Origin of the sequence: Embleya sp. NPDC059213 (assembly GCF_042754445.1) — a bacterium.
Taxonomy (GTDB): domain Bacteria; phylum Actinomycetota; class Actinomycetes; order Streptomycetales; family Streptomycetaceae; genus Embleya.
Map to the genome: position 1 here is coordinate 1 of NZ_JBHZAV010000131.1, position 26,230 is coordinate 26,230.

Consider the following 26,230-nt stretch of genomic DNA (forward strand, 5'->3'; position numbering starts at 1 on the left):
GCCGGCGCGCGCCGCCGCCGCACCGTCGGATCGGGCGGCGGTGTCGATCATCGAAGGGTGGTCATTCCGTGGAGATCGCGGCCAGTACGTTCATCCGCGAGGCCCGCAGGGCCGGCAGCAGGGCGGCGAGCAGGCCCACCACGCCCGCGCCGACGACGACCTCGGCGATGGTCAGCCACGGGATGGTCAACACATCGAGGCCCTGCGATGCCAACATGCGCTGCGCCGCGACCCCCCAGCCCACCCCGAGGGCGAGCCCGAGCACCGCGCCGAATACCGCGATCACCGCCGATTCCAGCCGGATCATCCGCCGCAGTTGTACGCGCGACATGCCGATCGCCCGGAGCAGTCCGATCTCGCGCGTGCGCTCGATCACCGACAGGGCCAGCGTGTTCACCACACCCAGGATGGCGATGATGATCGCGAGCCCGAGCAGGCCGTAGACCATTTGCAACACCAGGTTGGTCTGGTCCTGCACGGTCTGCTTGTAGTCCGCCTGGTCGCGCAGTTGCACCTGCGGGAAGGGCTTGAGCGCGTTGTCCAGGGCCGCCCGCACCTGCGAACTCTTGGACCCGTCGGCGGTGTTGGCCATGATCACCGAGTCGAGCAGCTCCGGGACCAGCTTGCTCAGCGTCTCCAGGCCGACCATGCCGCCGCCGGCGGTGGCCAGCCCGATGCCCTCGTCGTCGATCACCGCGCCGATCCGCAGCTCCGCACTCCTGCCGTTGGGCGTGCGCAGCGTCACCGTGCCGCCGATGCCGAGGTGACGACCCTTCACATAGGACTTGGGCAGCGTGATCCGGCCCGCGGCCAGCCCGTCGGCGGCGTTGCCGGCGGTGTACTTCTGCTTCAACATCCCGTCGATGCCCGGGTCGGCGCCGGTCACCGAGATGGTCTCGGCCGACCCGTTGAAGACGACCTTCGCCTCGGTCTCGCGTTGGCGCACCACGTCGCGTACGCCGGGCACCTTGCGCACCGTCTCCGCCACGTTCGGGGCGAAGTTGAGCCCGCCGGTGCTCTCCAGAGTGAAGTCGGCGCCCAGACGCTGGTCGATCTGCTTGCCCACCGAGTCCTTCATCGACGTGGCCACCACCGACAGCGAGGCGACCAGCGCGACGCCGATCATCAGTGCGGCGGCCGTGGCGCCGGTGCGACGCGGGTTGCGCAGCGCGTTTTCCCGGCTGAGCCGGCCGACCGTGCCGAACAGGCGCGGGAACGTGCCCGCGAGCCACGGGATCACCAGGCGGGCCAGCACCGGTCCGAGCACGATGAACCCGACCAGCGTGCCGACCAGGCCGCCGCCCAGGGCCAACCCGTGCGCCGGGTCCAGCTTGGTCGCGGACGCGCCGGTCGCCAGCCCGATCGCGCCGAGCACGGTGACCACACCGCCGCCGATCGCCCGGCCGCGCAGCGACTTCGCCGGCGGCGCGCCCGCCTCGCGCAGCGCGGCCATCGGGCTCACCCGGGCCGCCCGGCGAGCGGGCAGATAGGCGGCGACCACGGTGACCAGCACGCCCACCGCGTAGGCGATGATCGGTGTCGCGGGTTTGATCTCCAGCGGGGTGCCCTTGAGGTCGACGCCGACCGCGCTCATCAGCGTCAACAGCCCCTGCCCGAGCCCGAATCCGCCGAGCAGGCCCAGCGTGGAGCCGACCACCGCGAGCAGCAGCGCCTCCACGAGCACCGAGCGGTTCACATCGGCCCGACTGGCTCCGATCGCGCGCATCAGCCCCAGTTCGCGGGTGCGTTGGGCGACGAGCATGGAGAAGGTGTTGAAGATCAGGAAGGTGCCCACCAGCAGCGAGACGCCGGCGAAGCCGAGCAGCGCGTACTTGATCACATTGAGCGCCTGGCCCAGGTCGGCGGAGGCGGCGTCGGCCTCCTCCTCCCGGGTCTTGAGCTCGAAGCCCGCGCCGAGCTTGGCCGCGACCCGGGCCTTGAGCTCCTTCTGGTCGACGCCCGGCTGCGCGGTGAGCGACACCGAGGTGACCACGCCGGGCTTGCCCAGCAGTCGGGCCCGGGCCGCGGTGCCGTCCAGGAACAGCAGGGTCACGCCCGGGTTGATGGTCTTGTAGTCGGCCAGCCCGACCACGGTCGGAGCGAATGTGCCCGGCGCGGCGATCACCTGCACCCTGTCGCCGATCCGGACCTTGTTGTGGTCGGCCGCGTCGCTGTCCAGCACGACCTCGTCGGGCCCCTGTGGTGCGCGGCCCTTGCCGAGCCTGACCGGGGACTGCTTGTTCGGGAACCAGTCGGCCGCCTGCACCTGTGGCTCCGAGGTCAGGCCGACCTTCTTGCCCTTGCCGTCGACGATGATCACGTTGGTGACCACGACGTCGGGATGCGCGTCGGCGACGCCGGGCACCGCGCGCGCGGTGGCCACGGCGCTCTCGGGCACCGTCGGCTGCTGGCCGGTGCGGCCGAGCCGGTCCTCGCGGAACTCGGACTTGGGCTTGACCGTCACGTCGGCCGCGGCGGTGCGGGAGAGGTCGTGGAAGGTCTTGCTGATCGTGTCGGTGAACATCAGGGTGCCCGCCACGAACGCGACCGACAACAGGATCGCGAGTGCGGACAGGACCATTCTCGCCTTGTGCGCGAGGAAGCTGCGGAACGTGGCCTTCAACATGGCGCCGCCTCAGCTCGTCGCGCGGGCGAAGCGCTGCATGCGCGCCAGCACCGTGTCCGCGGTCGGCGACAACATCTCGTCCACGACCCTGCCGTCGGCCAGGAACAGCACCCGGTCCGCGTAGGACGCCGCATTGGGGTCGTGGGTGACCATCACGATGGTCTGGCCCAGGTCGTAGACACTGCTGCGGAGGAAACCGAGCACCTCGGCGCCGGAGCGCGAGTCGAGGTTGCCGGTCGGTTCGTCGCCGAAGATGATCTGCGGCTTGCTCGCCAGCGCCCGGGCACACGCCACACGCTGCTGCTGACCGCCGGAGAGCTCGCTGGGCCGGTGCTTGAGCCGGTCGCGCAGACCGACCGTGTCGATCACGGTGTCCAGCCAGGCCGGGTCCGGCTTGACCCCCGCGATGTCCATCGGGAGCGTGATGTTCTCCAGTGCGGTCAGGGTCGGCAGCAGGTTGAACGCCTGGAAGATGAAACCGATCTTGTCCCGCCGCAGTCGGGTCAGTTCCTTGTCCTTGAGCCCGGTGATCTCGGTGTCGGCGATCCAGCTCTGCCCGGAGGTGACCGAGTCCAGGCCCGCGAGGCAGTGCATGAGGGTGGACTTGCCGGATCCGGACGGGCCCATGATCGCGGTGAACCGACCGCGGCCGATCTCCACGTCGACCGAGTCCAGCGCGATGACCCGGGTCTCACCCTCGCCGTAGCACTTGGTCAGCCCTCGGGAAGCGGCCGCGCTGCCCTTGGCCCGATCGTCGTGATCGATGCGCCGGTATTCGTCCGGCGCGGCGGGCCGGGTCGCCGGGGGAGTCGTGGTCGGGGGGCGCCGGCGGTTTCCGGGAGGCATGCGGTGTGCTCCTTGACTGGGGGTCCTGACACCTCCTCAGCCTCCGGTCCGGGCGGGTGGGCTCGATAGCCGCGAACGTGCCCAGCGCTGTCACTAAAGTTGCATCCTGTTTGCCCTTTGTTGCCGGCCCGTCGCGCGTCGATTCGGCCGGCGTACGTTGCCGGGCCCGCCGCGTCGTCGGGCCCTCCCCTCACGCCGTCGAGGTCAGCCGGGCCAGCACCAGTCCGCCCACGATCAGCGCGAGCGCCGCGATCCGGCCCGCGCTCAGCGCGTCGTGCTGGAACGTGATGCCCAGCGTGATCGCGCCGACCGTGCCGATCCCGGTGAACGCCGCGTAGGCCGTACCCACCGGCAGATCGCGCATGGCCAGTGACAGCAGGTACACCGCCGTCGCCCCGAGCACGACGCAGATCGCGGTCGGCAGCGGTTTGCTGAACCCCTCGGTGGGCTTGATGCTCTGCGACCACACCACCTCGACGAGGCCCGCGCCGAGCAGGATCAACCAGGCCATCAGTACGCCTCCACGAGTGAGCGCCCCAGCTCCGCGGCGCGGCCGAGCGCCTGCGCGTGCGAGGACACGTGCTGCTCCCGGCGCTCGGCGAGCCCGGGGTCCACGAGTGTGTTGGTCAGTTCGGTACCGAGCACGATCGCGTCCGAGATCGCGTAGTGCCCGGTGAAGAAGTCGACGAGGTAGCGCGTCTGGTGGTCGAACGGCGCCCGGGGCGTGCCCGGCAGGTACGAGCCGCCGCGCGCCGAGGCCACCACGAAGCGGCGCGGCGCCAGCGACATCTTCGGGAAGGTGACCTGGTCGATCCAGCTCTTGAGCTGCGCGGGCACGCCGAAGTTGTACATCGGCGCGCCGATCAACACGACGTCCGCGGCGACCAGTTCGGCCAACAGCGGTTCGACCGTGTCCCACGCCTTGCGCTGCTCGGGCGTGCGGACCGCGCGCGGGTAGTCGGCGATCTCGGTGATCCCCTCGCGCAGCATCGTGTCGCAGATCTCGGTCCAGGGCTGGTCGATCGGTGGCACGGGACGGGCGGTGAGGTCGCGGTGGGTGTACTCGGCGTCCGGCCGCGCGGAGCGCCACGCGTCGGCGAAGGCCGCGCCCAGGGTCCGGGAGAAGGAGTCGGCACGGGCGCTGGAGTCGAGGTGCAGAAGGTGCGGCATGGGTGCTCCCGAAGATTAAGTGGACGTGGTGTCCGCTTTTCTGGGAGGACCGTAACAGCTAAGTGGACAGCATGTCCACTTGCTGGTTAGGGTGGGGAACATGACGAAACGCACCGACTTGCTCACGGGCCTCCCGGTCGCCGAAGACGGTGCGGCGCGACCGCGGGAGCGCGCCGACGCGGCCCGGAACCGGGCCCGGGCGCTGGCCGCCGCCGAGGAACTGTTCGCGGCCGGCGACCCGGCCGAGGTCACGATGGAGGACATCGCCAAGGCCGCGGGCATCGGCCGCGGCACGCTGTATCGCCGCTACCCGGACCGGGCCTCGATCGCCCGTGCCCTGCTGGACGAACACGAGCGCGCGCTGCAACACGAAATCCTGCGCGGCGCGCCCCCGTTGGGCCCGGACGAAGACGATCCGGCGGAGCGCCTGACGGCCTTCTACGCGGCGATGGTCGACCTGCTGGAGCGACACGTACACCTGCTCCTGGGCGCGGAGACCGGCAGCGCGCGCTACCGCACCGGCGCCTACGGCTTCTGGTACACGCACGTGCGCGTCCTGGCAGCGGATCACCCGGACCCCGAGGCACTCGCGGACACACTGCTCGCCCCGCTGGCCCCGGAGATCTACCGCCGACAGCGCGAACAGGACATCTCCCCCGACCGCATCAAGAACGCCCTGGCAACCCTGGCCCGGGGCGTACTGACGGGCGGCGGAGCGAAGCCCCCCGAATAATCGGCCGACCCGACGGCGGCCCGTCGCTACGCTGCCGTCGCATGATCGAATACGGCGCGTGCGATGACCTGTTCCCGCACGACGACCTCGTGCGGGCCCTCGACCTCGGCCTGGTCGTCCGCCGCTCGCACCCCGAACTCCCGTTGTCCATCTACACCTACACCCGCACCTGCGTGTTCGAGCGGCGCTGGACTCCGGTGACCCTGCGCTGCCGCGGGCTGATCCTGGAGGACACGACCGGGCGCGTCGTCGGTCCCGCGCTGCCCAAGTTCTTCGGCCACACCGAGCACGAACTCGGCAAGGCGTACGCGCCGTCGCTGCCCGACGACGGGTTCGAGGTCTTCGACAAGGAGGACGGCTCGCTGGGTCTGGTCTTCCACTACGCCGGTCGGTGGCGGGCCGCGTCCAAGGGGACCTTCACGTCCCGCCAGGCCGGCTGGGCGCAGGCATGGCTGGACGAGCGGGCCGGCGAAACGCTCGATCCCGAGGTCGGCTACGTCACCGAGATCATCCACCCGGACAACCGCATCGTCGTGGACAACGGCGCAGAGCACACCCTGGTGTTGCTCGCCGTGGTGGGCCGGGACGGCGTCGAGCAGCCGTTGGCCGCGCATGCCGATACCTGGATCCGGATGGGCGGCCGGGTGGTTCGCTCGTGGCCGGCCGCCTCGTTGGCCGAGGTGGTGCGCGCGGCGCGGGACAATCGTCGGCTCGACGGGGTGCCGGTCGACGGTATGGCGGCCGAGGGTTGGGTGTTGCGCCACGCCTCCGGGCTGCGGGTCAAGGTCAAGCTCGCGGACTACGTGCGGTTGCATCGCATCCTCACCGGAGTGAGCGAACGCGACATCTGGCGCTACCTGGGCATGCAGCGCTTCGCCGACCGCGACCCCGGTCCGGTCGCCTACGCGCTGTCCTGTGCGACATCGGAGGTGACCGAGCAGACCGTCCCCTTCGACGCGCTTCTCGACCTGGTGCCCGACGAGTTCGACGCATGGGTGCGCTCCGTCGCGAACCGGCTGACGCGGGAGGCCGAAGCCGTCGAGACGGCCACCCGGACGGCGTTCACGGCGGCGGCCCACCTCCTTGACGACCGCGCCGCGTTCGCCCGGGCAGCGGCGTCGCACCAGGATGTGCGGGTCAGGGCAGGCATGTTCCAACTCCGCGACGGTCGCCCTGTCGACCTCCCGATCTGGCGCTCCCTCAAGCCGGGCCCGACGCCACCGTTCCGCCCGGACGAGGACGGCTGAGGATCGAGGATCCCGTGCGATCGGTCGATCGGCGCCTCACCCCTCGCCGGGCACCCCCATCCGCAGCCGATTCCCGTCCGGGTCCGTCAAGTGCACCTCCCGGCCCCAAGGCGCTTCCTCGACCGCCACGCCGAACTCCCGGGCCGGCCCGTCGACGTCCGCCACCCGCAGATACACCAACGTGTCCGGCCGCGCGTCGCCCGTGTGTTCGCTCAGGAACAGCCGCACATCGCCCCGGGCGATGGACACGAACGCCGGGAAGCCCGGCTCGAACCGATGTTCCCACTCGCGGACGAAGCCCAGCCGCGTGTACCAGGCGACGGAAGCGGGGGCGTCGGCCACGCGCAGGATCGGGATCGCTTCTTCCTTCATGGCGCGGATGGTCCCAGGCGGCGCCGACACCCGAACCCTTGTGTCAGCGGGCGCCGTGCGGGTAACGGGGTCGGCGGGGTGCACCGATCGATGCCCGCACCCGCCGCAGGCACCTGCCGTATCTGGAGGACCCATGGCCATCGCGTCCGTCAATCCGGCCACCGGAGAGACGATCGAGGAGTTCGCCGAACTGAGCGAACCCGAGATCGAGGCCCGGATCGCCCGGTCCGACGAGGTGTTCCGGGCGCACCGGCGGGACTCCTACGAGGTCCGTGCCAAGGCGATGCGCCGAGCCGCCGACCTGCTCGACGCGGACCGGGCCGAGGTCGCGGCGACGATGACGGCGGAGATGGGCAAGACGCTCGCCGCCGCCGAGGCCGAGGTGGCCAAGTGCGCCCGGTTGTGTCGGTTCTACGCCGATCGGGCGGCGGCCTTCCTGGCCGACGAGCCGGCCGACGCGCAGGCGGTCGGCGCGCGCAAGGCGTACGTGCGGTACGAGCCGCTCGGTCCGGTGCTGGCCGTGATGCCGTGGAACTTCCCGCTGTGGCAGGCGATGCGGTTCGCCGCGCCCGCGTTGATGGCGGGCAATACCGGGCTGCTCAAGCACGCGTCGAACGTGCCGCGGACCGCGCTGTACCTGGGCGACTTGTTCACCCGGGCGGGTTTTCCCGAAGGGGCCTTCCAGGCGCTGTTGATCGGGTCCGCGCGGGTCGAGCGGGTGTTGAGCGATCCGCGCGTGGTGGCCGCCACGCTGACCGGCAGCGAGGGCGCCGGGCGTTCGATCGCCGCGATCGCCGGCCGCGAGCTGAAGAAGACCGTGCTCGAACTGGGCGGCTCGGACCCCTTCCTGGTGTTGCCCTCCGCCGACGTCGAGGCCGCCGCCAAGGTCGCCACCACCGCCCGCACCCAGAACAACGGGCAGAGCTGCATCGCGGCCAAACGCTTCATCGTGCACACCGACGTCTACGACGCGTTCGCCGCGGCGTTCACCGCGAACATGGCCGCGCTCCGGGTCGGCGACCCGACCGCCGAGGGCACCGACATCGGCCCGCTCGCCCAGGAACAGGGCCTGCGCGACGTCACCGAACAGGTCGAGGACGCCCGGGCCAAGGGGGCCCGGATCCTGTGCGGTGGCGAGCGACCCGCAGGCCCCGGCTGGTACTACCCGCCGACCGTGGTCGCCGAGCTGACCCCGGAGATGCGGATGTACCGCGAGGAGGTGTTCGGCCCGGTCGCCGGCCTGTACCGGGTCGCCGACCTGGACGCGGCGATCGAGCTGGCCAACGCGACGCCGTTCGGCCTGGGGGCCAACGCCTGGACCGACGACGAGGCCGAACAGCAGCGCTGCGCGGCCGAGTTGGAGGCCGGCGCGGTATTCCTCAACGGCATGGTCACCTCGCACCCCGAACTGCCCTTCGGCGGCGTCAAGACCAGCGGCTACGGCCGCGAACTCGCCCGACCGGGCATCCGCGAGTTCTGCAATGCCAAGACGGTCTGGGTGGGCGGCGGCTGACGGGGCAGACGTCCGGACGTGGACACCCGGCTTTGGATCCTGATCGGCGTCGCGGCGCTCGTGTTCGTGGTGACGCTGGTGATCGTGGTCGTCCTGGTCCGCAGGTTGTGGCGGACCTGGCGGCTGGTGCGCGGCCCGGACGCGAGCACGCGCGACCGGGCGTTGTTCCTGGGCGCGCTGATCTACGCGATCAGCCCGGTGGATCTGCTGCCCGACCCGATCCTGATCGACGACATCGCGGTGCTGCTGTACGCACTGCGCGAACTCGGCTCGGCCGGCGGCGTGCGTACCGGCGTCCGTGCGGGCGTGCGGCACGGCGTGGGCGCGCTCGCCCGCACCCGGCCGCCGCGGAGCTGACCCACCGCCCGATCGCGGCCTCAGCGGTTCGTCGGCCCCGGGGCCGCGGCGGAGCCGCCGCCCACGTCGATGCGCACCTGCGCGCCCGCGATCGTCCAGGCGAAATAGGGCAGCGCGGCCGCGAGCGCCGCTCGGCGGGCCGTGCGTTCCGCCTTGGCCAGGCCGAATCGTTCCTGGAAGACCTGCGTGCTGCGCCGGCCACCGGCGTGGGCCGCGAGGTGCCACCCCGGCGCGCTCGCGGCGGCCGGCAGGTGGGCGCGCAACACACCTCCCGCCCATTCGACCTCGGTCAGCTGCGTCCAATCCAGGTGGGAGACCTTGCCGCGAAAGGAGGTTCGGGTGATGCCGACGCCGTCGATCCGCACCGTGGGCACGGTCAGCGGGATGAAGCACATGATGATCGGCACGGTGACATAGGCCAGGGGCAGTCCGAGGTAACTCCGGATCGGGGCCGCATCCTCGTCGGCGGTCCCGAACAGGCCGCCGACGAGCGCCAGCACGATCAGCGCGCCGCCGTGCCAGGCGACCAGCCGGAGCAGGCGCACCCCGCGTCGCGCCGGCAGGACCAGCCCGGCGGGATCGACGCCGGCCGGGACACCGCCGTGCGGATCGTGACCGGCGTCGGTGGGGCCGAGCGCGCGACTGGGCGCGGCGTCCGGCGTGTAGACGAAGGCGTGCAGCCCGCCGGGCAACGCGATGACCGCGCGGGTCGCCGGATCCCCGGCGCACCACACGCGCGTGACACCGGACGCGCGCACCTGTTGCAACACCTCGGCCCTCCAGCGCACGCCGACTTCGAGCAGCGTCTCGCCGTTCGCCTTGAGCAGCCGGATGCCCTCCATCGGATACCCGTCCTCGTGCTCCACCCGCGTGAAGGTGAACGGCACCGGCACCCACGGGTGTTCTCGCAACACCCGACGCATCGTCCGGCTCGTGCCGCGGTGAATGGAGAACCTCGCGGAGACCACGAGCAGGAAGCCGATCGTGAACACCACGCCGACCAGCGCCGACACGATCGCCCCCGGCGCGTCCGGAAGCCCGTACCCGTAGCCGAGCGTCCCGCCGGAGATCACCAGCCCGTAGGCCAACCCCCGTAGCCGCTTCCGGAGTTCGTGTCCGCGAGCACGATCGATGTGGGCCGCGACCCCGGGCGAATCGATCGCCGCCCCCGGTGCGGGCGTCTGTTCGAATATCTCGGACACGGTAGCCCCCCGACTCATCCCGAATCCGGGGAGCCTAACCGCAGTGCCGCCCGTCGGCCCAGCCGAATCGGGTGACTCCCTTGCCCCGGGCGGAATTTCGAGGCAGCCGAAAGCGGCGGGGCAGGGCGCTACCGCTGCCGGATCACCGCCTCCTGCACCACCGACGCGACGAGCACCCCGTCGTGGTTGTAGAACTCGCCCATCGCCAGCCCGCGCGCGTCCTGGGCGGACGGCGACGCCTGCGCGAACAACAACCACTCGTCGGCGCGGAACGGACGCAGGAACCACACCGCGTGGTCGAGCGAGGCCATCTGCAGCTTCGACGGATCGGTGATGTACGGCTTGGCCGCGGTGCCCGCGAGCGTCAGGTCGGACATGTAGGTCAGTCCGCACACGTGCAGCAGCGGGTCGTCCGGAAGCTGCTTCGCGGCCCGCATCCACACCCGCTGATGCGGAATGCCGTCCACGATGTGGGTGCCCGGCGCCCGGTCCTCCGGAACGAAGCGCAGGTCCATCAGCAGTCGGGTCTGCGACTCCTCGTAGTGCGCGCGCTCCTCGGCGGACAACTGCTCGTACGGATCCGGGAGGTCCTCCGGCAGCGGTACGTCCGGCATCGCCCGGCGGTGCCCCGGGGTCTCCTCGGCCACCTTGAAGGACGCCGACAGCGTGAAGATCACCGCGCCGTGTTGTACGCCGGTCACGCGCCGGGTGGCGAACGAGCGCCCGTCCCGGACCCGGTCGACCTGGTACACGATGGGTGCGGTGGTGCTGCCGGGGCGCAGGAAGTAGCTGTGCAGCGAGTGCACGTGTCGGTCCGGAACCACGGTGCGGCCCGCCGCCACCAGGGCCTGGGCGGCGACCTGGCCGCCGAAGGCACGCAGCGGCGCGCCGGCGTGGCACCAGCCCCGGAAGATGTTCTCCTCGATCTGCTCCAAGCGCAGCAGGTCGAGGAAGGTCTCGGCCCGGCCAGGGCCCTCGTCGGCAAGATCGTGTTCGCTCACCCTGCCCATGATGGACTACGGCCGCCGCTCAGCCCGCCGCGGCCAGGAACGACCGGACGATCGGCCCGGCGGATCGACCGCCGGTGAGGCCGCCCTCGACCCAGACCGCGACCGCGATGTCGCCGCGGTAGGCGACCATCCAGCCGTTGTTCGGCTTGCCGCCGCCGACCTCGGCGGTGCCGGTCTTGGCGCCCACGTCGCCGCCGAGCCCGCCGAGCGAGTCCCGCGCGGTGCCCTCGGTGACCACCGACCGCATCAGCGTGCGCAACCGGCTGCTCACCGCGGGCGAGAGTGCCCGCGGGGCCTGCCACCGGTCCGCCTGGTCGGTGAGCAGGTGCGGTTGGCGGAACGTACCGGACTTCGCGGTGGCGACCACCGAGGCCATGGTGAGCGGGTTCATCTGCACCTGGCCCTGGCCGATCATGTTCGCGGCCTTTATGGTGTCGTCGGTCGCGGCGGGCACCCGGCCGTCGAAGGAGACGATCCCGGTCTTCCAGTCGCCGCCGATGCCGAAGCAGTCGTGCGCCATCGTGGCCAGGTCGGAGCCGGTGAGCTTGCCGGACAGGTTCGCCATCGTGGTGTTGCAGGACTGGGCGAAGGCGAGCTTGAAGGTGCCCTCGGGGAAGGCGCGCCCCTCGGAGTTGGTGAACCGCATGCCGCCCGCGTTCGCCGATTCGGGGCAGCCGACCCTGTCGTCCAGGTCGACCACGCCCTTGGTCAGCAGCGTCGCCGCCGAGACGATCTTCAGGGTCGAGCCGGGCGGGGTGGTGCCCAGGAACGCGGTGTTCGGCCCGCCGGCCGGGTTGTTCGCGACCGCGACGATCTCTCCCGTACTGATCCGCACCGCCGCCAGCGAGGTGGTTCGCGACTCGCTCCGGACCGCCTGCTCGGCCGTCGCCTGGAGTGTGGCGTCGAGCGTGGTTTGCACGCCGCCGTCCGCGGGCGGCGCGCTCTGCACCACGCCGACCGTGCCGAGCTGCTTGACCGTGGCGCTCGTGCTCGCGTCGACCAGCAGTACGGTGCCGCCCGCCTCGGCCTGTTCGCCGGGCCGGGCCTTGCTCGCCAGGCCGGTCCGGATCGCGGCCAGCGAGGGGTACTCGGTCGGCGACAACTCCGAGCCGTCGCGCGCGCGCAGCACGTCGCCGCCGGCCCCGTCCCGGTTGGGCTCCAGCCGGAGCCGGGTGGTCGCGGTCAGGTCCGGGTGCAGCGCGTTCGGCGCCCAGTTCACCAGGTAGCCCCGGACCGGGGTCTTGGCGACGGTCAGCACCCCGGTGTACGTCCACTCGCCGGCGCCCCGCAGCGTCAGGTGGGCCTCGAACCCCACCGGGACGCCGCCGTCCGGCTGTTGGGGTCGCGCCTCGCCCACGATCAGCCGGCGACTGCCCACCCGGAGCCCGTCGTCCAGCCCCACCAGCGCCGCGCCCGCCGCGGTCGGATCGGTGGTGCGCGCGCCCGCGCCGGACCAGTTGCCCGTCTGCCACTCGGCGAGGAAGCGCCGCGCGGCATTACGCGGGCTCTGCTCCGCGGTGCCCGCCGTCGCGGACTCGGCGGACTTCGCGTTCGCGGTCGATAACGGGTCGTCCTGCTTCAGGAACGAGTAGGCCCCGTAGCCCGTACCGACGACCAGCAGCAGGGCCGGCACGAGGAACACCAACACCCAGCCGTGCCGGCGCCGGTCTTCGTGGTGCCCGTCGTAGTCGTCGTAGGTGTCGTAGCCGTCGTGCCCGCGGTCGTCCCGGTAGTTCCGGTCGTGCTCTGCGTCGCGCATGCCCCACCCCACCCGGTACCGCCGATCCCCACGACGGGACAGCGAGTGTACGAGGCAGCCAAAGGGTCGGTGTGCCCAGGGGCGTTGGCACATCACGAGGAAAGATCATTTGTTCGAACGGAATCGGTGTTCGAACAACGGTGTCACCCCGTGAGCAGGACCACCAACCGCGCGGTGAGTTCGTCCGCGCGGGCGCCCATCACCCGGAAGGATTCGAGCGGTTCGCCCATCGGGTCGTCGAGTTCGTCGGCGGGGCGGGCCAGACGGTTGGCCGGTCGCAGGGTGTCGACCGAGGCCGCCCAGTCGGCCACCGGCAGTTCGCCGCGCGGGCCGAACCGCTCGCCCAGCCGCACGAGTTCGCCGAGCAGGAAGGTGCGGGGCAGGGCCTCGGCGGCGAGCGCGTCGATCGCCCAGTGGTGTTCGCGCGACATGCCGATGACCAGGTCGGCCGCGTGCAGCAACTCGGCGGTGAGTTTGCGGCTGCGGTGCGCGCCCGGGTCGATCCCGTACTCGTGCAGCACCAGCGCGCTGTTGTCCGCCATCGGCCGGGAGTTCCAGTCGATGGTGCCCGCGGAGGAGACCTCGACGGGCAGCGTCGATGTGGCCAGCCGGTGCCGCAGCATCGCCTCGACCAGGGGGGAGCGGCAGATGTTCCCGCTGCAGACGACCAGTATCGATGCGCTCACGCTGCGGATCCTATGGCCGCACCGATCGTCGGGCCGGGCCGCCCCGACCGCGGATCCCCAACGGGGCTGACGGGTGGTCAGTAGGCTGTGCCCCCCCGTGGGGGACGGGAACGGCGCAGCGAAATGGGGCGAGGGGTTGTTCGGGATCATCCGGCCGTGCCGGCACCGACTGTCGGAGAAGCTGCAGAGCGAGTGGATGGCGCATCTGTGCGGCATGTGTCTCGCGCTGCGTGACGACCACGGTCAGGCGGCCCGGGCCGCCACCAACTACGACGGGCTGATCATCTCGGTCCTGGTCGAGGCCCAGTCCGCGCGGCCCGCGGCGGACGGCCGACGCCGGGCCGGGCCGTGCCCGCTGCGCGCGATGCGGCGGGCCGACGTGGCGATGGGCGAGGGGGCCCGGTTGGCCGGTGCGGTGTCCCTGGTGCTCGCGTCGGCGAAGATGCGCGATCACATCGACGACGGCGACGGGGTGTACAAGCGGCGCGCGGTGGCCGGTGGCGCGCGCCGGGTCGCCGAGCGCTGGGCCCGGCAGGGTGCGGACGCCGCGCTGGAGGTCGGCTTCGACACGGCCGTGCTGGTCGAGGCGGTGGATCGGCAGGTCGAGATCGAGGCGTCGGCCGGACCGGGGGTGTCCGTGCTGACCGTGACCGAACCCACCGAGACCGCGACCGGCGCCGCGTTCGCGCACACTGCGGTGCTGGCCGAACGACCGGACAACGCCGAGTCGTTGGCCGAGGCGGGCCGGTTGTTCGGGCGACTCGCGCACCTGCTCGACGCGGTCGAGGACATCCACGCCGACCGCGCGGCGGGCGCCTGGAATCCGCTGTTGGCCACCGGGACCGGACCGGACGAGGCGCACCGGTTGTGCCGCGACGCGGCGACCGGGATCCGGCTCGCGCTGGCCGAGGTCGAGTTCGTCGACGGCGTGCTCGTGCACCGGCTGCTCGTGCACGAGATCGACGAGGCGATCGACCGGTCCTTCCTGCATGCGGGCTTCCCGGTCGAGGCGCCGTCCTGTTCGGTCGCCGGCAGGCACGGCAACGGTTGCGCCAAGCACGACGAGCGAACCGAACGCCGCCTGGCCGCGCGCCCCGAGGGTTCCTGGCCCAACCAGCAGCCGCCCTACCCGCAGCCGCCGAACCAGCAGCCGCCCGGGAGCCCGTACGACCCGAACAGCCCGTGGGGTCCGCCCGGCGGCCCGACCCCGCCACCGCCGCCGCCCGGCGGGCACAACGTGTTCGTCGCGTGCGCGATCTGGGCCGGGTTGTGCTGTACGTGCCAGTGGTGTTGCCGGGAGGAGTTCGAGGACCCGTGCACCGGCCGGCAGCGGCAGGGTTGTTGCCACAAGTGCGACTGCGGGGACTGCTGCGACGGTTGCGACTGCTGTGGCAACTGTTGTGAATGCGGGGAATGTTGCTCCTGCGACTGCTCCTGCTGAACCCCTGAATATCTCCCCGAAAGGTGCGTAAATTCCCCGAACTGGCATTCGATGGTGAAATCGCCCAACCGTAACGTCTTGGCAAAGCATCTTCGGTCCGATTGACCCTGCTTTCGCCGCCCAACCACGATCAGCGATGACCGGGTGTCGTGCCATCGGCACCCGGCGTCACCGATCTCGGGCCGGTTCCGCCGGCCCGATGCCGTGTGCCCCCCGGGGCGCGCGGCAGACGGGAGGGGGCCGGTCATGCACGACACGACGCACACCGCACAGGCGACACGTCCATTGCCCCGCATCACCGAACTGCCCGGCGGCACCCCACTGCGCGCCGGGCAGTCGGCATCGGACCCGCTGCCGCGCGACCGGGTCACCCTGGTCGTGCCGGCCCGCAACGAAGCCCGCAACCTGCCCTGGGTGCTGCAACAGATACCCGACGGCGTCGACGAGGTCCTGCTGATCGACGGCGACTCCACCGACGCCACGTCGTTGATCACCCGCCACTACCTGCCCGCCGCCCGGGTCATCCCGCAGTCCGGCCCCGGCAAGGGCAGCGCGCTGCGCACCGGATTCCGGCACGCGACCGGCGACATCATCGTCACCATCGACGCCGACGGCAGCATGTCGCCGCAGGAGATCCCGCACTACGTGCACTTCCTGGCCAACGGCTACGACTTCGTCAAGGGCTCCCGGTTCGTCGGCGGCGGCGGATCGCTCGACCTGACCGCGCTGCGCAGCGCGGGCAACCACGCGCTGATGGCGCTGGTGAGCCGGCTCTACCGCTATCGGCTCACCGATCTGTGCTACGGCTTCTGCGCGTTCCGCCGGTGTTTCCTCGACCACCTCGACCTGCGCTCGACCGGCTTCGAGATCGAGGCCGAGATGATCATCCGCGCGCTCCGCGCCGGGCTGCGCATCGCCGAGGTGCCCAGCCTCGAACTCCCGCGCCGCAGCGGCCGATCCAACCTCAACGCACTGCGCGACGGACACCGCGTACTGCGCACCGTGCTGCGCGAGCGCGGCGGTGCGCGCACGCTCCGGATGGGGGAGGACGGTTGACCCCGCGACCCGAACCGGAGCCGAATCGGCCGCCGCGGATCCCCAGGCAGCGCCCGGCCGAGCACACCGACCCGACGTCGAGCCCGAAGCCCGGCGGCGAGCCGACGCCGGTACTCGTCCCGCGCCCGACGCCGAGCCGCTCGGCCGCCGACCTCGATCCCGCCCCCGACGTCGAGTGCGCCCCCGACCCCGGGCGGGATCCCGCCACCGGCGAACCCGACCTCGTGCACGTGCGCGTGCTCGACCTGACCGCCACCGGTGCGGCCCGGCTGAGCACCCCCGACGGCCGGCCGGCCGAGTGCCCCACGGGCGCCGTCCTCGCCCTGGTCCGGCACGACGGCGTGCCCATGGGCCTGCTCGACCTGGAGTCCTACGGCGCCGACCCGGAACGGCTGATCACCGCCGCCGCGGCCCGATTCGGCACCCCCGCCCCACCCGACCACGCCCCCGGACCGCCCGGACGCCGGGAGACGCCGAGGGTCAGCGTGATCGTGGCGACCCGGGAGCGCCCCGAGCTGCTCGCCGCGTGCCTGCGCACCCTGCTGTGGCAGACCTATCCGGACATCGAACTGATCGTGGTGGACAACGCGCCCACCACCAACCGCACCGCGAGCGTGGTCCGCGGCGGTTGCGCGGGCCTGGTGCGCTACGTCCGCGAACCCCGCGCCGGCCTGGCCCTCGCGCACAACCGGGGCATTGCCGCCGCCACCGGCGAACTGCTCGCCTTCACCGACGACGACGTGCTCGCCGACCCCGGCTGGGTGGCCGGCCTGGTCGCCGGCTTCGCCCGGGCGGGCCGACCCGCGTGCGTCACCGGGCTGATCCTGCCCGCCGAACTGCGCACCCCGGCCCAGTTGATGCTGCATCACCACGCGGGCTTCGCCAAGGGCTTCGAACCCGTGCTCTACGACGCGCAGGCGCCGCCGGCGGACCCGCTGTTCCCGTTCACCGCCGGCCGCTTCGGTTCGGGCGCGAACATGGCCTTTCGAGCCGACGTGTTGCGCGCGATGGGCGGCTTCGACCCGGCGACCGGCGTCGGTACGCCCGCGCGCGGCGGCGACGACCTGCTCGCGTTCTTTCGCACCATCGTGCGCGGCCACCGGATCGGCTACGAACCCGGTGCGCTGATCTGGCACCGGCATCGCGCCGATCGCGCCGCGGTGGCGCACCAGGTCCGCGGCTACGGCACCGGCCTGGGCGCCTACCTGACCGCCGCCGTGCTGCGCGAGCCGCGCACGATCGGCGCGTTCTGCCGCCGCGTACCCGGCGGCATCCGCCACGCCCTGGCCCGCACCCGCGCGCCCGGCCGGCCCGAAGTGCCCTGGCCCGCCCGCCTGGCCGGGCTCGAACGGCGTGCGCTGGTCGCCGGCCCGCTCGCCTACCTGCACGCACGGCTGCGCATGCACGGCGTGCGCACGCCCTGGGAGCAACCGGGGCAGGCCCGGTGACCCAGGCCCAGCTTCGCCGGCCGAGTCGGCCCGGGGTGGACCCGCTGCTGCGCAACGGCCATGTGCTGACAGTGGGCTCGCTGGTCACCTCGGCATTCGGCGCGGGCTACTGGGCACTCGCCACCCGCTGGTACGGCGACGCGACAGTGGGCCGCAGCTACGCCGCCGTGTCGGCACTGATGTTGCTCTCCGGGCTGGGCCAACTCGGCCTGGGCAACGTGCTCGTGCGCTTCCTGCCGCAGGCCGGGTCGGACCGGCGGGCGCTGATCCGGGCCGCCTACACCGCCGCGGGCGGCGCCACGCTGGTGGGCGTGCTGGGCTTCCTGGCGCTGATCCCGGTGTGTGCGCCGGGCCTGGGCTTCCTGCGCGAACCGGCGGCCGGTGCCTGCTTCGTGGCCACCACCGTGGCGTACGCCCTGTTCGCGCTCCAGGACGGCGCGCTTACCGGACTGCGCCGACCCGGGCCGGTGGTGGGCAAGAACAGCGGCTTCGCGGTCGCCAAGATCGTCTTCGTCGCCGCGCTCGCCGGGTCGATGCCCACGATCGGGATCCTGATGTCCTGGACGCTGGCCCTGGTCTCGACCCTGGTCGTGGTGGACGCCTGGTTGTTCGCCCGACTGCTCCCGACCGACCGGCGCGGCAACCCCGCCGGGTCCGAGGGCGGTTCCGAGGTCCGCCCCGGATCCGGCCCGGGATTCCGTCCCGGATCCCGTCCCGACGCCGGTCCGGGCGCGGGTCCCGGCGCGAGCCCCGAACCGTCCGCGCCCGGCCGGCGCCGGTCCGGCTTCGTGCTCGGCGGCGCCGTCCTGCGCTACGCCGGCGCCGAGTATCTGGGCACGCTGTGCTGGCTGGCCGCGACCACGCTGCCGTCGATCATCGTGCTGGAACACGCCGGTGCCCGGGAGAGCGCCTACTTCTCGCTCGCCTGGGTGGTGGCCAACACGCTCCACCTGATCAGCCTCAACATGGGTGCGTCGCTGCTGGTCGAGGCGGCCGGCGAGCGCGCCGGCCTCGCCGCGGGCTGCCGTCGGGTGCTCCGCCACACCGGCGCACTGCTCGTCCCGGCGATCGCCGCCCTCGTCGCCGGCGCACCCCTGGTGCTGCGCGTGTTCGGCCCCGGCTACGCCCGCAACGGCTCGACGCTGCTGCAACTGTTGGCCCTGTCCGCGCTGCCGCACCTGGTGGTCGCGACCGCGATCAGCGCCTGTCGCGTGCTCGGCCGCATGCGCGTGGTGGTCGCCGTCCAGGCCGGCCTCGCGACCGCCGTACTGACCCTGACCGTCCTGCTGTTGCCCGTGCTCGGCGTGCTCGGCGCCGGCGTCGCGTGGCTCGGCGCGCAGACCGCGACCGCGCTCGCGCTGCTGAGCGCCCGCCGGGTCTGGCTGCCCGACACCGCCGGGAGGCCCGCATGACGGAGACTCCACCGCGCACCCGACGCCTGGCCTGGGTCGCCATCCGGGCCGAGGAGGCGGCCGTCCGGCGGGCCCGGGCGGCCGCCCTGCGGCAGGCCGTGCCACCGGCCGGGCAGACGCCGCCCCGACCCACCCTGACAGTGATCGTCTGCGCCTACACGATGGACCGCTGGGACGACCTGAGCGCGGCCCTCGCCTCGATCCGGGCCCAGGACGAGCCGCCGGCCGAGACGATCCTGGTCGCCGACCACTGCCACGAACTCGCCACCCGCGCGGCCCGCGAGTTCACCGACGTCACCGTGTTGCGCAATCGCGGCCGACGCGGCCTCTCCGGGGCGCGCAACACCGGCGTCGAGGGCGCGCACGGCGAGGTGGTGGCCTTCCTCGACGACGACGCGGTGGCCGAACCCGACTGGACCATGCGCCTGCTCGACGGCTACGCCGACCCCGACGTGCTCGGGATCGGCGGCCGGATCCGGCCGAACTGGGACACCGGGCGCCCGGCCTGGTTCCCGGCCGAGTTCGACTGGGTGATCGGCTGCACCTACCGGGGCATGCCCGAACACGCCGCGCCGGTCCGCAACCTGATCGGTGCCAACATGTCCTTCCGGCGCAGCGTGCTGGTCGACATCGGCGGCTTCCGCACCGACCTCGGCCGGGTGGGCACCCGCCCGCTGGGCTGCGAGGAGACCGAGCTGTGCATCCGCGCGGCGGCCCGGCACCGCGGCGGCACGATCGGCTACGAACCCGCCGCCGTGGTCCGCCACCGGGTGCCCGCCGCGCGCGCCACCTGGCGCTACTTCCGGGCCCGCTGCTGGGCCGAGGGCCTGTCCAAGGCCGCGGTCGGCCGGCACGCGGGCACCGGCACCGCGCTCGCGGCCGAGCGTTCCTACCTGGCCTCGACCATCCCGCGGGCCCTGGTCCGGCCGTTCGCGCCGGACGCCGCACCGCCCAAGGCCACCATCCCCGCGCTGCTCCTGGGCGTGCTCACCACCGGGCTCGGCTACGCGACCGGTCGGCTGCGCGGCCTGGGCCGCGACCCGCTGCCGACCGCGGCGGCGCTCGCCTTCCGCGCGTTCGGGCTCCTCGCGCTGCCGGTGGCCGTACTGCTGTGGGTGCTTGCGATGCGGATGCCGGTCGCGGTGGACCGGATGGGCGGCCTGGGCCTGCTGGACGTGCTGCCGATCCTCTACTGGTGCGCACTGGGCCTGCTGACCGCGGGATTCGCCGCGACCCTGCTCGACCGCGCCGCCCGGGCACCGCGATACGCGTTGTACACCGGCGCGTTGGTGACCATGCTGCACGCGACGCCCGCCGTGCTGTACGACCATCTGCGGTACGCATGGGCCTGGAAGCACGTCGAGGTGGTCGACCAGTTCCTGCGCACCGGCGAAACCCTCCCGCACGCGGGCGAGTTGGCGCCGTACCACCAATGGCCGGGGTTCTTCGCCGCGGTCGCCACCGCGGTCCGCGGCATCGGCGCGCAGGACGCGCTGACCATCGCGACCTGGTCGCCGCTCGCCTTCGACCTGCTGCTGATCGGCCCGCTGGTCCTGCTCTATCGCACCTTCACCCGCAACCGGCGGATCGTCTGGGCGGCGGTGTGGATCTACTTCGGCACCGCGTGGGTCGGCCAGGACTACTTCGCACCACAGACCTTCGCGTTCGTGCTCTACGTGAGCATCCTGGCGCTGATCCTGGACCGTGACCGACGCCCGCTCGGCACCGTCGCGCTGTGCACGCCGCTCGTGCTCGCGGTGGTGACGGCGCATCAGCTCACCCCGCCGATGCTCGTGGTCGCGACCGGCGCACTGGCCTGCTCGCGAGCCCATCGCCGGGTCGCGCTGCCCCTGCTCGTGCTGACCACGATCGCCGTCTCGGCATGGGACCTGACCGTGGCCCGGCCCTTCGTGTTCGAGCAGTTCGGCTCCTCCTGGGACCAGTTCGGCGACTTCGAGGCCAACGCGCACGCCGGGATGGTCGACCTGGGCAGCGCCGAACCCGGCCAGGTGCTGGTGGCCCGGGTCGATCGGGCGCTGACCGTCGGCGTGGTGGTGCTCGCCGCCGCCGCGCTGATCCGCCGCCCCCGGTTGCGCCGCTCGCCCGCCACGCGGTTGGCGATCGCCCCGCTGCCGTTGCTCGCGGCCGGTGCGTACGGCGGCGAAATCATCTTCCGCGTCTACCTGTTCGCGCTCCCCGCGGTCGCCTTCCTGATCGCCTCGTGGCTCGCGCCGCTGTTCGGCGACCGGGGCCGGCCGCGCCCGCGTGCGCTGCTGCTGCCGGTGGTGTTCGCGCTGCTGCTCACCGGGTTCGTGTTCGGCTACTACGGCAAGGAGCGGCAGAACCACTTCGGCGACGGCGAGATCGCCGCCCGGCAGTGGTTGGGCACGGTCTCCGCCCCCGGCGATCTGATCGTCGCGGCCACCAACAACTTCCCCGGAGCCTACGCCGATTACGAGCGACAACAACACCGCTGGTTCGCGATGGAGACGCCGACCCTGCGCGCGGGCGTCGTGCACGATCCGATCGCCGGCCTGACCGCGCTGGCCGACGAATACCCCGGCAGCACCGCGTACCTCTTCCTGACCGCCGGCCAGCGGGCCGAGTGCGAGCAGACCGGCCTGCTGCCGGCCGGCGCGCTCGAACGCATGGACCGCGCGCTCGCCGCGGCGCCGCGCTTCACCCTGCTCCGGCGCGATCGGGACGCGGTGATCTACCGGATCGACCCGAGCACCCGGCCGATCGGGACCGCGCCGGCGCAGGTTGCCCCGACCCGGGACGCCCCGGCCCGAAGCGACCCCCGGCGATGACCGGCCCGATTCGCGCGGCGTGGCCGGCCGCGGCCGGCTGGCTGGCGTTCGGCTCACTCGCCCTGCCCGCCGGGCAGCCGCTGCGGGTGCTCGTGGTGGTCGTGTTCCTGGCGCTCGGCCCCGGCTGCGCGATCGCCGGGGATGGCGGCACGGCACCGGCGACGGCGGTGATCTCGGTCGTCGGCAGCGCCGCGTTGTGCGCGCTGACCGCCGAGGCGTACCTGCTCGCCGGCGCCTTCTCCGGCCCCCGCGTGCTCGGCACGCTCGCGGGGCTGACCACCCTCGCGGCGCTGATCCGCATCGTCGCGCACACTCTCGCCTCGCGAAGGGACATCGGATGAGATCCGAGACCGCGGTTCCGGTACTGCTGTACCACTCGGTGCGCGACGACCCGCCGCCGTGGATCGCGCCGTTCACGGTCGGCCCGGCCGAGTTCGGCCGCCACCTCGACCGGGTATTGGCCAGCGGCCGGGTCCCGGTCGACCTGGACCGCTTCACCGAGGCCCTGCACGGCGGACGCGATCTGCCCCGACACAGCGTGCTGATCACCTTCGACGACGGCTACGCCGACTTCGCCCGGTACGCGCTGCCGCAACTGGTCGAGCGCGACCTGCCCGCGACGCTCTACGTCACCACCGACGCGCTGTGGCCCACCCGGCGGCCCCCGCTGCCGCCCGCCGCGATGCTCACCTGGGACGGCCTGCGCCGGATCGCCGACGCGCCGGGCCTGACCATCGGCGCACACGGCTGCACGCACCGCGAGCTGGACACCCTGCCGATCGAGCTGATGCACCGCGAGATCACCGATTCGCGCGAGCGGCTGGAGACCGAACTGGAGCGTCCGGTCACCTCGTTCGCGTATCCGTTCGGATACAACAACGCGGCCGTGCGGGAGGCGGTGCGGCATGCCGGCTTTCGCACCGCGATGGCCGTGCGCGACGCGCACAGCTCGCGCGAGGACGATCCGTGGCGGATCTCCCGCCTGCTGGTGCGCGCGGACACCGGCGCGACCCGCCTGGACGCCTGGCTGGCCGGCGCCGGCGCTCGGGTCGCGCCGTTTCGGGACGGGCTGCCCACGCTGGGTTGGCGGATCTGGCGGCGCACCCGGGCGCGCCGGCGCGGACACCCCGATCCGTGGGCGGGCCGGCGTGATCCGGTGGCCGGCCGGATCCGGTGACCGACCCGCGGCCGGCGCGGGCGCGCTCAGGGCGACCACACCCGCACCGATCGGATCCGCAACTCGGCGCTGCGCACCTGCTCCGGCACCGGGTCCGGATAGCCCATCGCGAGGGTGAACAACACCTCCATCGGCTGGTGCGGGATGCGCGCGGGATCGGTCACCGTGAACACCTGTTCGCCGTCGATCGACCAGGTCAGCCGAGCCGGCGCCCAGTCGAGCGCGAAGTGGTGGAAGCGCTCCGACCAGTCGCGCGCGGGCGACTCGTGCACCCACGCCCGCGCCCGACCGTGCGAATCGCGCCAGTGCACCGTGGACCGGGCCCGACCGTCCCCGCCGATCAACTCGACCACGTCCAACTCCGGCGGGGTGTACCGGGAGGCGGGCATCAGCCAGAACGCCGGGAACGAGTCGGGCTCGCGCGGCATCAGCAACTCGGCCTCGACCCGGCCGTAGGTGAAGGTGAAGCGCGGCCGACCGGACCAACTCGGCCGCCCGGTCGACAACATGCCCGACGCCCACGGGTGGACCAGTCGATCCGAGCCGGGCGTGGGCCGGCGCACCGCGCTCAGAATCGCCTCACCCCCGCCCACCCGGACCTGCTCGGGCCGATACCACTGCTGCTCCCGGTTGCCCGCGTTGGTGCAACCGTCCACGTTCCAGTCGTAACAGGTCACCCAGCGCTCGGCGGCCAACGTCGAACCGGTGAAGTCCTCGGCGAACAACAAGCGCGGCCGAGCCGGCGGCCCCGCCCCACAGGCCGCCAGCAGCACGGCCGCCAGCAGCAGCGCCGGCGCCCGGGGCACCCGCCCGCTCGCGGTCACCGCACGCCCTCAGCGCCCGTACCGACGCAACGCCGCGCCGAGCGCCCGTACCGCGACCGCCGCGGCGGGCAGTGGATCGTCCCAGGCCAGCCAGGCCGGCTCCACCCCGCCGCGAACCGGCGGACAGCCGGGCGGCCGGGCCGCTCCGGCCCGACCCCGGTAGGCGAGCCACGCCGCGACGTCCAGATGCTCGGCGACGTAGCGCCGTCCCTCACGCTGCCCGCCCGCCGGGATCGCCCGACCGGTCAGGTCCAGGTGCAGCGCGCGCACCACATCCAACCCGCGATCGGTCTCGAACATGCGGAACTGGGCGCCCACCCGCGGGTTGAAGTCGACCAGCTTGTACCGCCCGTCGCGCAGATCCAGCCGCCAGTCCAGATCGGCCGGCCCGCGATAGCCGATCGCCCGACACAACCGGGCCGACCGGCGGGCCAGCCCCGGATTCGCCAACGCCCGGGCGTATGTGGTCACTCCGGCGTGCGCGGGCCAGGACCGGAGCTTGAGGCCGGTGAACACCGGCGCGCAGCGGCCGTCCGGCGCGGCGTACAGGTGCACGATCCAGTCCTGCGCGGCCTCGCGCGGCAGGTAGGTCTGCAACAACACCGACCGCGGGGCGTCGACCAGGGCGAGCAGGGTGCGTTCGTCGGAGACCAGCGTGGTGCCGGCCACCACCGGGGCGCGCAATCGGGCCCACGGCGCCAGGTTCTTGACCACGACCGGGTAACCCAACTCGGCGGCGTCAGTCACCAGTTGCTCCCGATCGACGGGGAACCGGGTGTCCGGTGCGGGCACCCCGTGGGCCAGACACCGCCGGTAGAGCCCACGTTTGCCGGCCAGCCCGGCAGGCAGGTCGGGTTCCACCTCGGGCAACAGGAAACACTCGGCCAGCCGATCCTGCGCCCCGGCGGCGAGCAGCGCGGCCTCGTCGTCGGTGGGCACCAGCACCGCACGGGCGGGCAGCCCGCGACCGATCCGCAACAGCCGCTCCAGCAGCGCCGCCGGGTCCTCCAGGCCGGTGGTGGGCCACACGTGTCGCCGACTCAGATGCCGGGAGAGCGCGGTCGGGGTGTACGCGTCCTCGACCACCGCGTGCACCGCGACACCCGCTCGGCCGAGCGAGCGCACCGCGCCGACCGAGCCCTGATGCAGCGGATATCGGCCGATCTTGAACAGCAGTGCCGGTACCGAACGATCCAGCTCGACCCCTCGCCCGACCATGGCGTCGCCTCCCCGTCCGGACCTTTCTAGCAGCGCGAACCGACTTTTCATCGAATAACCCCGCAATCGGTATCAACATCTCCATCTCGCACACCCGAAGGACGCACCATGACCGTCGCCATCGTCGGAGCGGGCCCCTACGGCCTCTCGCTCGCCGCCCACCTGCGCCAACTCGGGGTGACCACCCGTGTGTTCGGCGAGCCGATGGAGAGCTGGCGACGCCATATGCCGGTCGGCATGCTGCTCAAATCCCGGCCGGACGCGTCCTCGATCGCCGCCCCGAGGCCGGGCTTCGACCTGGCCGACTACCAACGCGCCCGGGGCGAGCGGCCGTTGACGGGCGATCAGCCGGTGCCCCGGGAGACGTTCGCCGGCTACGGCCGCTGGTACACCGATCGGCTGGTACCCGGCGTGGAACGGGTGCGGATCACCGGCCTCGAACCGGCCGGCCACGGTTTCGTGCTGGGCCGCGCGGACGGCGGCGAGGTCGAGGTCGACGCGGTCGTGCTGGCCACCGGGTTGGCCGCGCACCGCCATGTACCGCCGGTCCTGGACCGCCTGGGCGCCGACCTGGTCTCGCACTCCGCCGAGCACGCGGATCTGGCCGAACTCGGCGCGGACCGGGACATCGTGGTGATCGGCTCGGGTCAATCCGCGTTGGAGAGCGCGGCGTTGCTGCACGAGGGCGGCGCCGCGCGGGTGCGCGTGTTCGGCCGGGCCGAGCGGGTGCGCTTCGCCGCGCCGCCGGTGCCGGGTCGGGCCCGGCGGCTCACCCCGGACTCGCCGCTGGGCGCCGGGTGGTCGGTGGCCGCCGCCGCACGCGGGCCGGCCGCGTTCCGGCTGCTGCCCGCGGGTGTGCGGGTCGACCTGGCCCGGCGCATCCTGGGCCCGTCGGCCGCGTGGTGGTTGCGGGATCGGCTGGACGGGCGGGTGTCGGTGCGGGACGCGCAGACGGTCACCGGGGCCCGCCGGGAGCCGGACGGGCGGGTCCGGATGTTGCTCCGGGACCGCACCGGATACCAGCGCGCGGTGCACACCGACCACGTGCTCGCCGCGACCGGATACCGGGTCGACCTGGCCGCGCTGGGCTTCCTCGCGCCGCACGTGCGGCGCCGGATCACCACGATCGGCGGATTGCCCGCGCTGGACGCGGCGTTCGAGACGACCGTGCCGGGCCTGTACGTCACCGGCCCGCCGGCCGCGGCGACCTTCGGCCCGGTGGTCCGCTTCGTGCACGGCACCGGCTTCGCCTCCCGCCGCCTGGCCGCCGTACTCGCGGCCCGCTTCCAGGGCTGAGCCCCGTCCGCCGCACCGGGCCACGGC

The 26,230-nt window shown here is 72.8% G+C and carries 23 protein-coding genes; 12 read left to right on the forward strand and 11 right to left on the reverse strand.

Annotation, left to right across the window (positions count from 1 at the left end; translation table 11 throughout):
* Positions 1 to 61 precede the first annotated feature (61 nt).
* The 4 genes from ACFXMF_RS34250 to ACFXMF_RS34265 all read right to left on the reverse strand — a co-directional run bounded on the left by ACFXMF_RS34250 (position 62) and on the right by ACFXMF_RS34265 (position 4,642).
* Positions 62 to 2,626 (reverse strand): ABC transporter permease, encoded by a 2,565-nt coding sequence (locus ACFXMF_RS34250; RefSeq protein ID WP_379989723.1) that lies wholly within the window; start codon positions 2,624 to 2,626, stop codon positions 62 to 64.
* Between the two features lie 9 nt (positions 2,627 to 2,635).
* Positions 2,636 to 3,472, reverse strand: coding sequence for an ABC transporter ATP-binding protein (locus ACFXMF_RS34255; RefSeq protein WP_360309474.1), 837 nt, complete (start codon positions 3,470 to 3,472; stop codon positions 2,636 to 2,638).
* A gap of 190 nt (positions 3,473 to 3,662) precedes the next feature.
* Positions 3,663 to 3,983: a multidrug efflux SMR transporter gene (locus ACFXMF_RS34260; RefSeq protein ID WP_360309476.1), complete on the reverse strand. Its 321-nt coding sequence runs from the start codon at positions 3,981 to 3,983 to the stop codon at positions 3,663 to 3,665.
* Positions 3,983 to 4,642, reverse strand: coding sequence for an FMN-dependent NADH-azoreductase (locus ACFXMF_RS34265; protein ID WP_379989724.1), 660 nt, complete (start codon positions 4,640 to 4,642; stop codon positions 3,983 to 3,985). The genes ACFXMF_RS34260 and ACFXMF_RS34265 overlap by 1 nt, the downstream gene beginning before the upstream one ends.
* A gap of 100 nt (positions 4,643 to 4,742) precedes the next feature.
* On the opposite strand from ACFXMF_RS34265, the gene ACFXMF_RS34270 reads away from it, so the two are divergent.
* Positions 4,743 to 5,375 carry a TetR/AcrR family transcriptional regulator gene (locus ACFXMF_RS34270; RefSeq protein ID WP_379989725.1) on the forward strand — a complete coding sequence of 211 codons (633 nt, stop codon included), beginning with the start codon at positions 4,743 to 4,745 and terminating at the stop codon, positions 5,373 to 5,375.
* Between the two features lie 41 nt (positions 5,376 to 5,416).
* A complete protein-coding gene (locus tag ACFXMF_RS34275; protein WP_360309482.1) occupies positions 5,417 to 6,622 on the forward strand; it encodes an RNA ligase in 1,206 nt (401 codons plus the stop codon).
* A gap of 36 nt (positions 6,623 to 6,658) precedes the next feature.
* Here ACFXMF_RS34275 and ACFXMF_RS34280 read toward each other — a convergent pair whose 3' ends face one another.
* The gene (locus tag ACFXMF_RS34280; protein WP_360309483.1) at positions 6,659 to 6,994 is read right to left on the reverse strand and encodes a glyoxalase superfamily protein; all 336 of its coding nucleotides are present in this window, start codon (positions 6,992 to 6,994) and stop codon (positions 6,659 to 6,661) included.
* A gap of 133 nt (positions 6,995 to 7,127) precedes the next feature.
* On the opposite strand from ACFXMF_RS34280, the gene ACFXMF_RS34285 reads away from it, so the two are divergent.
* Entirely contained in the window at positions 7,128 to 8,507 is a 1,380-nt protein-coding gene (locus ACFXMF_RS34285; RefSeq protein WP_360309484.1) for an NADP-dependent succinic semialdehyde dehydrogenase, read from the forward strand.
* A gap of 18 nt (positions 8,508 to 8,525) precedes the next feature.
* Positions 8,526 to 8,864 (forward strand): YkvA family protein, encoded by a 339-nt coding sequence (locus ACFXMF_RS34290; RefSeq protein WP_379989726.1) that lies wholly within the window; start codon positions 8,526 to 8,528, stop codon positions 8,862 to 8,864.
* Positions 8,865 to 8,884: 20 nt separating this feature from the next.
* Here ACFXMF_RS34290 and ACFXMF_RS34295 read toward each other — a convergent pair whose 3' ends face one another.
* From ACFXMF_RS34295 to ACFXMF_RS34310, 4 genes are all read right to left on the reverse strand, one after another.
* Positions 8,885 to 10,066 carry a hypothetical protein gene (locus ACFXMF_RS34295; RefSeq protein WP_379989727.1) on the reverse strand — a complete coding sequence of 394 codons (1,182 nt, stop codon included), beginning with the start codon at positions 10,064 to 10,066 and terminating at the stop codon, positions 8,885 to 8,887.
* 128 nt (positions 10,067 to 10,194) lie between these two features.
* Positions 10,195 to 11,076 carry an acyl-CoA thioesterase II gene (locus ACFXMF_RS34300; RefSeq protein ID WP_360309489.1) on the reverse strand — a complete coding sequence of 294 codons (882 nt, stop codon included), beginning with the start codon at positions 11,074 to 11,076 and terminating at the stop codon, positions 10,195 to 10,197.
* Positions 11,077 to 11,095: 19 nt separating this feature from the next.
* The gene (locus ACFXMF_RS34305; protein WP_379989728.1) at positions 11,096 to 12,835 is read right to left on the reverse strand and encodes a penicillin-binding transpeptidase domain-containing protein; all 1,740 of its coding nucleotides are present in this window, start codon (positions 12,833 to 12,835) and stop codon (positions 11,096 to 11,098) included.
* A 143-nt stretch (positions 12,836 to 12,978) separates the two neighbouring features.
* A complete protein-coding gene (locus ACFXMF_RS34310) occupies positions 12,979 to 13,521 on the reverse strand; it encodes a low molecular weight phosphatase family protein (RefSeq protein ID WP_379989729.1) in 543 nt (180 codons plus the stop codon).
* Positions 13,522 to 13,657: 136 nt separating this feature from the next.
* Between ACFXMF_RS34310 and ACFXMF_RS34315 the strand changes: the two genes are divergently transcribed.
* From ACFXMF_RS34315 to ACFXMF_RS34345, 7 genes are all read left to right on the forward strand, one after another.
* Entirely contained in the window at positions 13,658 to 14,962 is a 1,305-nt protein-coding gene (locus ACFXMF_RS34315; RefSeq protein WP_379989735.1) for a DUF5685 family protein, read from the forward strand.
* Positions 14,963 to 15,208: 246 nt separating this feature from the next.
* Complete coding sequence (locus ACFXMF_RS34320) at positions 15,209 to 16,018, forward strand: glycosyltransferase family 2 protein (RefSeq protein WP_379989730.1); 810 nt, start codon at positions 15,209 to 15,211, stop codon at positions 16,016 to 16,018.
* Positions 16,015 to 17,466, forward strand: a complete 1,452-nt coding sequence (locus ACFXMF_RS34325; RefSeq protein ID WP_379989731.1) for a glycosyltransferase — start codon at positions 16,015 to 16,017, stop codon at positions 17,464 to 17,466. The genes ACFXMF_RS34320 and ACFXMF_RS34325 overlap by 4 nt, the downstream gene beginning before the upstream one ends.
* Positions 17,463 to 18,878: a hypothetical protein gene (locus ACFXMF_RS34330; protein ID WP_379989732.1), complete on the forward strand. Its 1,416-nt coding sequence runs from the start codon at positions 17,463 to 17,465 to the stop codon at positions 18,876 to 18,878. Before ACFXMF_RS34325 ends, ACFXMF_RS34330 begins: the two co-directional genes overlap by 4 nt.
* Positions 18,875 to 21,688 (forward strand): glycosyltransferase family 2 protein, encoded by a 2,814-nt coding sequence (locus ACFXMF_RS34335; RefSeq protein WP_379989733.1) that lies wholly within the window; start codon positions 18,875 to 18,877, stop codon positions 21,686 to 21,688. Before ACFXMF_RS34330 ends, ACFXMF_RS34335 begins: the two co-directional genes overlap by 4 nt.
* Positions 21,685 to 22,029, forward strand: coding sequence for a hypothetical protein (locus ACFXMF_RS34340; RefSeq protein WP_360309503.1), 345 nt, complete (start codon positions 21,685 to 21,687; stop codon positions 22,027 to 22,029). The genes ACFXMF_RS34335 and ACFXMF_RS34340 overlap by 4 nt, the downstream gene beginning before the upstream one ends.
* Positions 22,026 to 22,865, forward strand: a complete 840-nt coding sequence (locus ACFXMF_RS34345) for a polysaccharide deacetylase family protein (protein ID WP_360309505.1) — start codon at positions 22,026 to 22,028, stop codon at positions 22,863 to 22,865. Before ACFXMF_RS34340 ends, ACFXMF_RS34345 begins: the two co-directional genes overlap by 4 nt.
* 26 nt (positions 22,866 to 22,891) lie before the next feature.
* Here the strand turns inward: ACFXMF_RS34345 and ACFXMF_RS34350 are convergent, their stop codons facing one another.
* A complete protein-coding gene (locus ACFXMF_RS34350; RefSeq protein WP_360309507.1) occupies positions 22,892 to 23,689 on the reverse strand; it encodes a glycoside hydrolase family 16 protein in 798 nt (265 codons plus the stop codon).
* A 9-nt stretch (positions 23,690 to 23,698) separates the two neighbouring features.
* Positions 23,699 to 24,907: an ATP-grasp domain-containing protein gene (locus tag ACFXMF_RS34355; protein ID WP_379989734.1), complete on the reverse strand. Its 1,209-nt coding sequence runs from the start codon at positions 24,905 to 24,907 to the stop codon at positions 23,699 to 23,701.
* Between the two features lie 108 nt (positions 24,908 to 25,015).
* On the opposite strand from ACFXMF_RS34355, the gene ACFXMF_RS34360 reads away from it, so the two are divergent.
* On the forward strand, positions 25,016 to 26,203 hold the full coding sequence (locus ACFXMF_RS34360) for an FAD-dependent oxidoreductase (RefSeq protein ID WP_360309511.1): 1,188 nt from the start codon (positions 25,016 to 25,018) through the stop codon (positions 26,201 to 26,203).
* The last annotated feature ends 27 nt before the right edge of the window (positions 26,204 to 26,230 follow it).

What these genes read in the sequence shown, in the direction of transcription:
- ACFXMF_RS34360 (WP_360309511.1), top strand. Translation starts at nt 25,016, where the DNA reads ATGACCGTCGCCATCGTCGGAGCGGGCCCCTACGGCCTCTCGCTCGCC.
- ACFXMF_RS34280 (WP_360309483.1), bottom strand. Translation starts at nt 6,994, where the DNA reads ATGAAGGAAGAAGCGATCCCGATCCTGCGCGTGGCCGACGCCCCCGCT.
- ACFXMF_RS34355 (WP_379989734.1), bottom strand. Translation starts at nt 24,907, where the DNA reads ATGGTCGGGCGAGGGGTCGAGCTGGATCGTTCGGTACCGGCACTGCTG.
- ACFXMF_RS34275 (WP_360309482.1), top strand. Translation starts at nt 5,417, where the DNA reads ATGATCGAATACGGCGCGTGCGATGACCTGTTCCCGCACGACGACCTC.
- ACFXMF_RS34320 (WP_379989730.1), top strand. Translation starts at nt 15,209, where the DNA reads ATGCACGACACGACGCACACCGCACAGGCGACACGTCCATTGCCCCGC.
- ACFXMF_RS34260 (WP_360309476.1), bottom strand. Translation starts at nt 3,983, where the DNA reads ATGGCCTGGTTGATCCTGCTCGGCGCGGGCCTCGTCGAGGTGGTGTGG.
- ACFXMF_RS34265 (WP_379989724.1), bottom strand. Translation starts at nt 4,642, where the DNA reads ATGCCGCACCTTCTGCACCTCGACTCCAGCGCCCGTGCCGACTCCTTC.
- ACFXMF_RS34250 (WP_379989723.1), bottom strand. Translation starts at nt 2,626, where the DNA reads ATGTTGAAGGCCACGTTCCGCAGCTTCCTCGCGCACAAGGCGAGAATG.
- ACFXMF_RS34335 (WP_379989733.1), top strand. Translation starts at nt 18,875, where the DNA reads ATGACGGAGACTCCACCGCGCACCCGACGCCTGGCCTGGGTCGCCATC.
- ACFXMF_RS34255 (WP_360309474.1), bottom strand. Translation starts at nt 3,472, where the DNA reads ATGCCTCCCGGAAACCGCCGGCGCCCCCCGACCACGACTCCCCCGGCG.
- ACFXMF_RS34305 (WP_379989728.1), bottom strand. Translation starts at nt 12,835, where the DNA reads ATGCGCGACGCAGAGCACGACCGGAACTACCGGGACGACCGCGGGCAC.
- ACFXMF_RS34340 (WP_360309503.1), top strand. Translation starts at nt 21,685, where the DNA reads ATGACCGGCCCGATTCGCGCGGCGTGGCCGGCCGCGGCCGGCTGGCTG.
- ACFXMF_RS34270 (WP_379989725.1), top strand. Translation starts at nt 4,743, where the DNA reads ATGACGAAACGCACCGACTTGCTCACGGGCCTCCCGGTCGCCGAAGAC.
- ACFXMF_RS34345 (WP_360309505.1), top strand. Translation starts at nt 22,026, where the DNA reads ATGAGATCCGAGACCGCGGTTCCGGTACTGCTGTACCACTCGGTGCGC.
- ACFXMF_RS34300 (WP_360309489.1), bottom strand. Translation starts at nt 11,076, where the DNA reads ATGGGCAGGGTGAGCGAACACGATCTTGCCGACGAGGGCCCTGGCCGG.
- ACFXMF_RS34285 (WP_360309484.1), top strand. Translation starts at nt 7,128, where the DNA reads ATGGCCATCGCGTCCGTCAATCCGGCCACCGGAGAGACGATCGAGGAG.